General features: G+C 49.0%; 6 protein-coding genes and 1 pseudogene. 4 read left to right on the top strand and 3 right to left on the bottom strand.

Annotated elements, in window-relative coordinates; translation table 11 throughout:
* Positions 1 to 47: 47 nt before the first annotated feature.
* The 4 genes from ABJD00_RS03915 (at position 48) to ABJD00_RS03930 (ending at position 5,097) form a co-directional block, all read left to right on the top strand.
* Positions 48 to 1,118 carry an FIST N-terminal domain-containing protein gene (locus ABJD00_RS03915; RefSeq protein ID WP_413849474.1) on the top strand — a complete coding sequence of 357 codons (1,071 nt, stop codon included), beginning with the start codon at positions 48 to 50 and terminating at the stop codon, positions 1,116 to 1,118.
* Positions 1,118 to 3,340, top strand: a complete 2,223-nt coding sequence (locus ABJD00_RS03920) for a PAS-domain containing protein (protein ID WP_413849472.1) — start codon at positions 1,118 to 1,120, stop codon at positions 3,338 to 3,340. The genes ABJD00_RS03915 and ABJD00_RS03920 overlap by 1 nt, the downstream gene beginning before the upstream one ends.
* 213 nt (positions 3,341 to 3,553) lie before the next feature.
* On the top strand, positions 3,554 to 4,303 hold the full coding sequence (locus ABJD00_RS03925) for an ABC transporter ATP-binding protein (RefSeq protein ID WP_413849470.1): 750 nt from the start codon (positions 3,554 to 3,556) through the stop codon (positions 4,301 to 4,303).
* On the top strand, positions 4,300 to 5,097 hold the full coding sequence (locus tag ABJD00_RS03930) for an ABC transporter permease (RefSeq protein ID WP_413849468.1): 798 nt from the start codon (positions 4,300 to 4,302) through the stop codon (positions 5,095 to 5,097). Before ABJD00_RS03925 ends, ABJD00_RS03930 begins: the two co-directional genes overlap by 4 nt.
* A 117-nt stretch (positions 5,098 to 5,214) precedes the next feature.
* On the opposite strand, the gene ABJD00_RS03935 is transcribed toward ABJD00_RS03930, so the two are convergent.
* The 3 genes and pseudogenes from ABJD00_RS03935 to ABJD00_RS03945 form a co-directional block, all read right to left on the bottom strand.
* Complete coding sequence (locus ABJD00_RS03935) at positions 5,215 to 6,411, bottom strand: branched-chain amino acid ABC transporter substrate-binding protein (RefSeq protein ID WP_413849466.1); 1,197 nt, start codon at positions 6,409 to 6,411, stop codon at positions 5,215 to 5,217.
* The gene (locus tag ABJD00_RS03940; protein ID WP_413849465.1) at positions 6,401 to 7,366 is read right to left on the bottom strand and encodes a PQQ-dependent catabolism-associated beta-propeller protein; all 966 of its coding nucleotides are present in this window, start codon (positions 7,364 to 7,366) and stop codon (positions 6,401 to 6,403) included. Before ABJD00_RS03940 ends, ABJD00_RS03935 begins: the two co-directional genes overlap by 11 nt.
* A gap of 508 nt (positions 7,367 to 7,874) precedes the next feature.
* Positions 7,875 to 7,987, bottom strand: a pseudogene (locus ABJD00_RS03945) (IS6 family transposase); the annotation flags it as partial.

Below are 7,987 nucleotides of genomic sequence, written 5' to 3' on the forward strand. Positions count from 1 at the left end.
CAGTAGCCGCATTTGCACAAGACGCCTCATCTGTCTCTTTGCGGGTCATGATGGAGCAAATTGCTTCCGAACCACTGTCAGGTGTTTTCCTTTTTGTTAGTCCGTCATTTGATTTCGATGATGTTGTAACCGCTGTCAGTCGGTTTGCTCCGCAAACCCGGGTGGCGGCCTGCTCAACTGCTGGAGAGATTGCCGCTGACGGTTATGCCGAGGACACAATCGTTGCAATCGGATTTCCGGCAAGCTTGTTCGATATCTCGCCAATCGTAGTCGAAAACTTGCACGGTATTGATAGAAACAAGTTAATCACCAAGCTGATCAGAAGCCGAGCGATGATGAAGTCACGCAACCCAGACTTTGCATTCGAATTCGGAATGCTTCTGCCGGACGGCCTATCACTTGGCGAAGAAAGCCTTATGAGCGCCTTGTTGCCCGCGCTTGGTTCATTGCAAATATTCGGTGGTTCGTCCGGTGATGGTCAGCGCTTCGAACGTACCCGCCTATATTACAACGGGCAGCAGCTAGAAGGTGGAAGCATCATTTTTCTGGTACGCAGCCGGTGTAAGTGCCACTTGTTCCGGATAGACAACTTTACTGCCAGCAGTAAGCGAATGGTCGTGACGGACGCCGACGCAAGCGCGAGGTTGGTTCGGCGCATAAACGATGAACCAGCAGCACAAGAATATGCTCGTATTTTAGGCCTTGAGCCGCATCAGCTGTGCTTGGAGACTTTTGTCGCTAATCCTTTGGCATTGCGCATTGGGTCAAGCCACTATGTTCGGTCAATCCTAAAGCTGACACCTGACGGGCATCTGTTATTTTCTTGTGCTATCGACGAAGGAATGGTCTTAAACTTGGCAGTAGAAGCATTAATTTCAGAACATCTCGACTCTTTCCTGGAATCTTTGAAGACCAAAGAAGAGCCAGCGATGATCTTGGGTTTCGACTGCCTTTTTCGTCGGCTTGCTAGCGCCCAAAACAATTGCCAGGAAGCGGTATCGCGAATCTTGGCGAAACATAAAATGGTTGGTTTCAGCACTTATGGTGAGCAATATGGCACATTGCACGTCAATCAGACGCTGGTTGGGGCTGCAATCTATCCGGCAGCTGAATTCTGATGCGCAGTCAACTGCTCCGACCCGATGATACCTTAGAGCGACAAAGCGACAAACTTTTGCAGATTTGCGAGGTTTTGATGAATCGTCTGGAGTATGAGTCTGATCAAAGTGGTCGGAACCTCGCGCAATTCGAACACGCTGCCATTCTCGAAGAGCAACAAAAGCAACACAATTCTAAGTTACAAGCAGTACTTCGAAAGCTTAATCATACCAATATTGATCTTGAAGCTGCCAAGCAAAAAGTCGAATTGACCAAAAGGGACCTGTCAGAGGCAATAGAAGCTTTCAGCCAAGGCTTTGGCCTATTTGACCATAATGACATTCTCGTTATGAAAAACAGTCGCTTTTGTGAGAACTTTCCAGATGTTAAAGACAGCATCGATGCTGGCATGAATGTGACTGACTTCATTGATATACTATCAACGAGTCACTACTTCCACGCATTGCACCCTAAACGTCGTGCTACTTGGGCAAGAAAACGCAAGCAAGATTATGCAAAACAAAATTTGACGCGGACTTTTCAACTGAGTGCAGATCGTTGGATAAGGATTAATCAGCACAAAACTTCCAGTCGAAGCACAGTTATATTGCAAACTGACGTTACCGACATCGTGAAGCTTCAGGCGCTTGAGCGGGATAAACTAGTCGATAGCCAGGTTCAGTTGATTCACGCAACATTGGATCATCTTTCAGATGGCATATGCATATTTGATAGCGACTTGCGGTTGGTTGGGTGGAACCAACGATTGATCCGGATTCTAGGTGGTGACGAAACAGATTTTCGGGTGGGAACTAATTTTGACACTTTATACGGCAGAGTGCGACCTGACTTTGACAAGGGAAACGATCGGTGGGCTAAGGAAATCCGTTCTTGGGTTTTAAACGAAAACAAGCGCCATCCCTTAAAGCTTGAAGTTCAGGGAGATGCAGGACAAGTATACTATGTCAACGGTCGAAGTATGCCTGACGAAGGCCTCTTGATCAGCTTGAGAGACATCACCGCAGAACGTACCGTATCCAAAAACCTTGTAAGAAATAATGAAATACTTGAGCACCGCGTAGAAGAGCGAACGATCGAATTAGAAATTGCTCTGAAGGATGCAAAGACAGCCAATGCTTCTAAAACCCGGTTCGTGGCAGCAGCAAGTCATGATGTATTGCAACCGTTGTCTGCCGCAAAACTTTTTCTCGACTCCCTTGAAAAGGCCACTTTGTCTCGACAGACACAACTGGTACTCAATAAAACGCAGGATGCGCTGCAAAGTGTCGAAAGCATCCTAGAAGCGCTGTTAGATATATCTAAACTGGAAAGTGATCGCGAAACTTTAGACGTGGGCAGCATCGAACTGGGACCACTGCTAAATCGCATGAGAAATGAATTTGCGCCTAAAGCCGCGGCCAAAAATTTGAAGTTTTCATTAGTCCAATGCATGGGCCATGTTATTACAGACGCTGGGCTATTTCAGAGAATACTACGAAACCTTATTTCAAATGCCATCAGATATACGGACAGTGGGAAAATTCTCGTTGGTGCACGGCGGGACAGTTCCAATCTGCGGATCGAGGTCCATGATACCGGCCGTGGCATTCCAACTGACCAACAAACCAAAGTTTTTAGCGAATTCTATAGACTGGACACTGCCGCCAGCGCTGCGGAGGGGATGGGTCTCGGTCTCGCGATCGTTGAACGCGCTTGCCAAAGGTTGGGACACCCATTGGGCATGGAGTCAGAGGTAGGCAAAGGCACAAAATTTCACTTTACGGTGCCTATCTCTGACACCGCTTTGGATAATGAATCCACCCAACGCAAAGGCGGGGGCACTCCAAAACTGACCCCTGGATTGGTGGTGCTGTTGGTTGAAAACGATGCACAATTGCGTCCAGCAATTTCTTTGTTTCTTAAAAAGTGGAAGGTCGGCGTAATAGAGGCGTGTTGTGCTGATGAAGCCCACGAATTGTTGGATGAGCTACAGTTTGTGCCAGACGCCTTTCTGATCGACTATAAGCTAGATAATAAAACCAGTGGTTTGGATTTAGCATTAAATCTGAGAACGCGCTTTGGAGTAATACCCACTTGTATAATGTCAGCAAACCGGTCTGAGGAATTGGTTGCGCAGTGTCTAGCCGCGGAGCTTGATCTGATCCACAAACCCATTGAGCCTTCAGTATTCCAAAGTTTCCTATCAAGCGCCTGGGAGGCGCAGGCACTGGCAGGGCGTTGACATGCGGCAATGTGAAACTGGGCGACACAACCATTGGTATCTACTTTGAATGTGCGTGGAGGTCGAAGTTGAATATAACGTATAAGAGCGACGAAAGCCTTTCTCTAATCAATCGGCGACCTCTCGCCGCCGCTGTTAATTCCGTCGTCGCCCCATCACCCACTTTCACCTTTCGGCTACTTACTAACGTTGTACCAGGGGATGTTCCTTAAATTGATTGATACAGAGATATCATCGCAACCAGCAATGGCTTTAAAGGTCGAAAAAATGCACTTTGCATATGGTCGACATAAGGCGCTTGATGGCATTTCGCTTTCAGTGCCCACCGGAGTCTTTTGTGCACTACTTGGATTGAACGGTGCCGGTAAGAGTACGCTGTTTGGTCTGTTGTGCGGGCTTTTGGTGAGTGGAAAAGCAGGCGTTTTCGTCAACGGTATTGATCTGCGTGCAAACCCACGCCATGCGTTAGCACACATGGGGATCATTTTCCAAGAAACGACCCTTGATCTAGACCTAAGTGTCCGACGCAATTTACAGTACTTTGCTGCTCTTCAGGGTATGTCGGGCAGGACGGCCGAAATAGCGATAGACCGCGCGATGGATCGCCTCGAAGTTAGGGATCGGGCGAATGATCGAGCGCGTGATCTGAATGGCGGTCACCGTAGGCGAGTCGAAATCGCTCGGGCACTTTTGCACAAGCCAAAAATCGTCTTGTTGGATGAACCGACCGTGGGTCTTGATCCTGCAAGCCGGGCCGCGATAACTTCTTATGTTCACACTCTTTGTGTTGAGGAAGGCATTTCTGTCCTATGGGCGACACACCTAGTCGACGAAGTGTGGCCAGGCGACAATCTAGTGGTCCTCCACAAAGGAACAGTTTTGTATGAAGGCTTAGCCAAAACGCTAAGCAACGATGGTTCGCTGAGTGAAGTCTTCCTCGATATGACCGCAGCAAAAACATGAAGGCTGGGTTCATCGCTCTGCACGCTATCGTTCTTCGTGAAGCGTTACGGTTTTTGCATCAACGCGGACGGTTCGTCTCTGCACTTGTAAGACCTTTGGTTTGGCTGCTCGTGTTCGCGGCTGGCTTTCGCTCAGTTCTTGGGCTGTCAATTATTCCTCCCTACGAAACCTACATCACCTATGAAGCATACATTGTTCCCGGTTTGTGCGGGATGGTTCAGTTGTTCAACGGCATGCAATCCTCGCTAAGTTTGGTCTACGACCGTGAGATGGGATCAATGCGACTGTTGTTGACCAGCCCCTTGCCCCGGTGGTGGCTCTTAATGTGCAAATTGATGGCAAGTACCGTCGTCTCCGTTTTCCAAGTCTATGCGTTTCTCGGGATCACTGCAGCAACAGGTATTTTTATGCCTTTGGAAGGCTATTTTCTCGTGCTGCCTGTTATGCTTATTTCTGGAATGATGTTGGGGGCCTTGGGGCTGGCTTTATCATCGACCATCAAGCACTTAGAAAATTTTGCCGGCGTTATGAACTTCGTTATTTTTCCAGCCTTCTTTTTATCCTCTGCGCTCTATCCTCTTTGGAAACTAAAAGAGAGTTCCAGACTGCTTTTTTACATCGCTTCAACAAATCCGTTTACGCACGCCGTAGAAGCAATTCGGTTCGCGCTGTACGGACAACTCAACTACGTTGCATTGGGTTGGTGTATTTTAAGCTTTTGTATTTTCATCGGTATTGCCCTTATCGGATATGACCCTTCGCGAGGCTCAAAGCGCAATCCAGGCCCAGCCTAAAAGTTCAGCTCTGAGCTGTTGAGTGTAGACTTCGCCTTCACAGGTTCTACAAACCCAATGCAGACTTCAGCGCCTAAAACCTCTTGGCCAAAGGCGAGTGCGATAGCAGCAGGGAGACTATCGTTTGCAAGCCGTTTCTGCAGCATCAGGACCTAGCGTATCAAGACTATTGGTCTGGTGCTGAAACTGTGTAAATGGAGCTTCGGCGATCACAGCATTATGCGTAGAAAGAAGGATGGGTTGACGGAGTTGACCATCCCAAGGTCGAAAGCCTCCCGCAACTCCCTTGTACAAATTGACCGACAAGGCATCAGACTGAATGTAGTTGCGCACCAGATTGGGATCTGCGGAACCGACGCGCGTGACGGCTTCAATAATGGACCTAACAGCAACCCACGCCGCCCAGTCTTCCGGTTGCATCCGAGTTTCGCTCGCGCGGCGGAATCTCTGGTTTAGTTGCGGTGCGCCATGACGCTCGTAAGTCCAGTGCCAGGCGGATGCAATCAAACCCTCAGTCCCAATTATGGGTCGTGGATCATATGTGTCATAAGGAACGTAGCGACCAAACTCCCCATCGTTGTCGACCAACCAAACCACATCGTGGCGTACACCCCCGGTCAGCAACGGCAAGTTGCTTTCATCCCGCTTTCTGGGGTCGTTCGTAAGTTCGAATTCTCTATCATCCGCCAGACGCAACCCAAATTTGGCAATAGCTCTACGCACAGCTTCTGCTTCAGCGACATCTTCCAGCGTTTTACCACGCAGCAAAAGCACACGATCCCACCCCTTGACCCGCAAATACTGGGCCATGGCGTCGGCGCGCATGCTATAGCTCGGTATCGTGTGAAGCAGATTGGACGCGCAGCCTACGCCACGCCATCGATCGTCTCGGTGGCGAATGTTGATAAGGAGCGAGCTCTCTGACTTGGACGCAACCAGCTCTTCAAAAATAGGTTCAGGAAGGTCCAGCAGCACAGCAACAGCTTCGGATACAAAAGCATCAGCGACAGCATCCAGCGCTGAATCACCGGGGTCGATCAACACCACATCAAGAGAAAATTTCAGGCCCAATGAACGCGACAAAACCCGTGCACTACGGATTGCAATTTCAGCACCAATGACTGGGCGGTCGAGATCTCTTAAAGACAGCCCCGTGTAAGCAAGATCTGGTTCATAATACGGGTCGCCTTTCTGACCAAGGTAGACGACCGTTGCAGCTACGGATTCAATTTTTGATTGCGCACCAGTTGACCCCATCAGACCAAACGTAAATGTCAAAGCAATCAACAAAATTAGGCAAAATTTAACGATCATCGAGCAGCACACCGTAAGGAATATGGCCAACAGGCACAGACGTAATGGCTTTCATACGCTGTGTGTCGATTATAGTCACATCGTCTGAGAGGCCGTTTGCTACGTACAGGGTCGTTTCATCGTCGCTCAAAGCAAGGCCCCAAGCACGCTTCCCAACAATAACGTAGTCAATAACCTCTCGGCGCGGAACATCAATAATGGCTACGCGATTTGCCCGACCAAGCGCAACGTAGGCCCTTTGCCCATCTCTTGTGATGATCACATCGACGGGCGTGACCTGTTCTACGCGTAGATCATCCGGTCGGAATACTATGTTGCCAACCTTATTAAGCGTAGCAACATCAATGATGTTAACACTCGCTGCGAGTTCAGCAGATACCCATAATTCGTCATCGTCAGGAGAAAGAGCAAATCTTCGCGGGCGCGTGTCTACAAGCACGTCGGCCAGAACAGAGTTTGCTTCCAGATCAATAACATGGACTAAATCGGCTGCTTCAGACGCGACAAAGGCAATCCGGCCATCAGATGTAATGATGACTCCTTCAGGTTCGTCACCAGTGTCAAATTCAGTCAACAAATCACCAGTTTCCACATCATATACCGAGGCGACTGCATCTTCTTCGTTGGAAACTACAAGCCGGCGGCCATCAGCATGCAGGTCAAAAGTCTGAGGTGCAGACACGCCCACGATTTGATCCAGAAGTTCAAAAGACTTCGTGTCATGCAGCGCGATAACGTCGTCGTCACCACATGCAACGAAAAAGCCAGAACGATCAGCATTGAAGTGCATTCCTCGAGGCCTGGCGCATGTTTCAATTGTCTGAATGACTTCATAGTCCTTCGAAATTATCGACAGCGTATTACTTTTCTCGTTTGAAACAATCGCATACCCAGATGCTTCTGCAAACAACGGCTGGGGCAATGCAAGAATTACGGCGCAGGCAATGTATTTCATTTCATATTTTCATTTCGTTCTGCGCGAGCGCGCGGTTATCGATCTTCGACAACTGTATAGAAACGCCCACTGACACACACCTGCCCATCCAGTTTGTAAAGTCGATTATTCTGGTTTATCAACGTAACTTTTCACATTGGCTCCAAGTTGACCAGTAGAGCAAAGGGGATTCGAACCCAAGGTTCTTACTTGGATCCATTCCTTTCAAAACACCATCCTGTCCTCACGCCTTGGCCGAGATGGACGATACAGCCACTTCCGCCTACCCGTTTCGACGTCGGTATCGAGATACGCACCTTGCGAACGTTTCATATACTCCGCGAACTAGGTCAACGCGTCGACTTGGTCGTCATAAGCGGCGTCTGGAAATGCCAGCAATTCGCGACGGAAAGTGTCAAACCATGGCTTGTCAGTCGGAATAGCCAGTTTGCCCGATTTGATCCAATCAGTCTGTGGGTGCTGTCAGACGAATTCGAACCAGTCTCCGAAAGGACAGCGAGACTGTCTGTTATTCCGCGCCGAGACCGCGCCACTCGGCAAGAGCAGCGGCACGGTTGAGCTTGAAATTTGGTCTGGTGTAGAGGCTGCGTTCCGAGTTGAAGAGGTTGTAAATTGAAGCAT

The sequence above is a fragment of the Tateyamaria sp. genome (assembly GCF_039945315.1).
Classification (GTDB): Bacteria; Pseudomonadota; Alphaproteobacteria; order Rhodobacterales; family Rhodobacteraceae; genus Tateyamaria.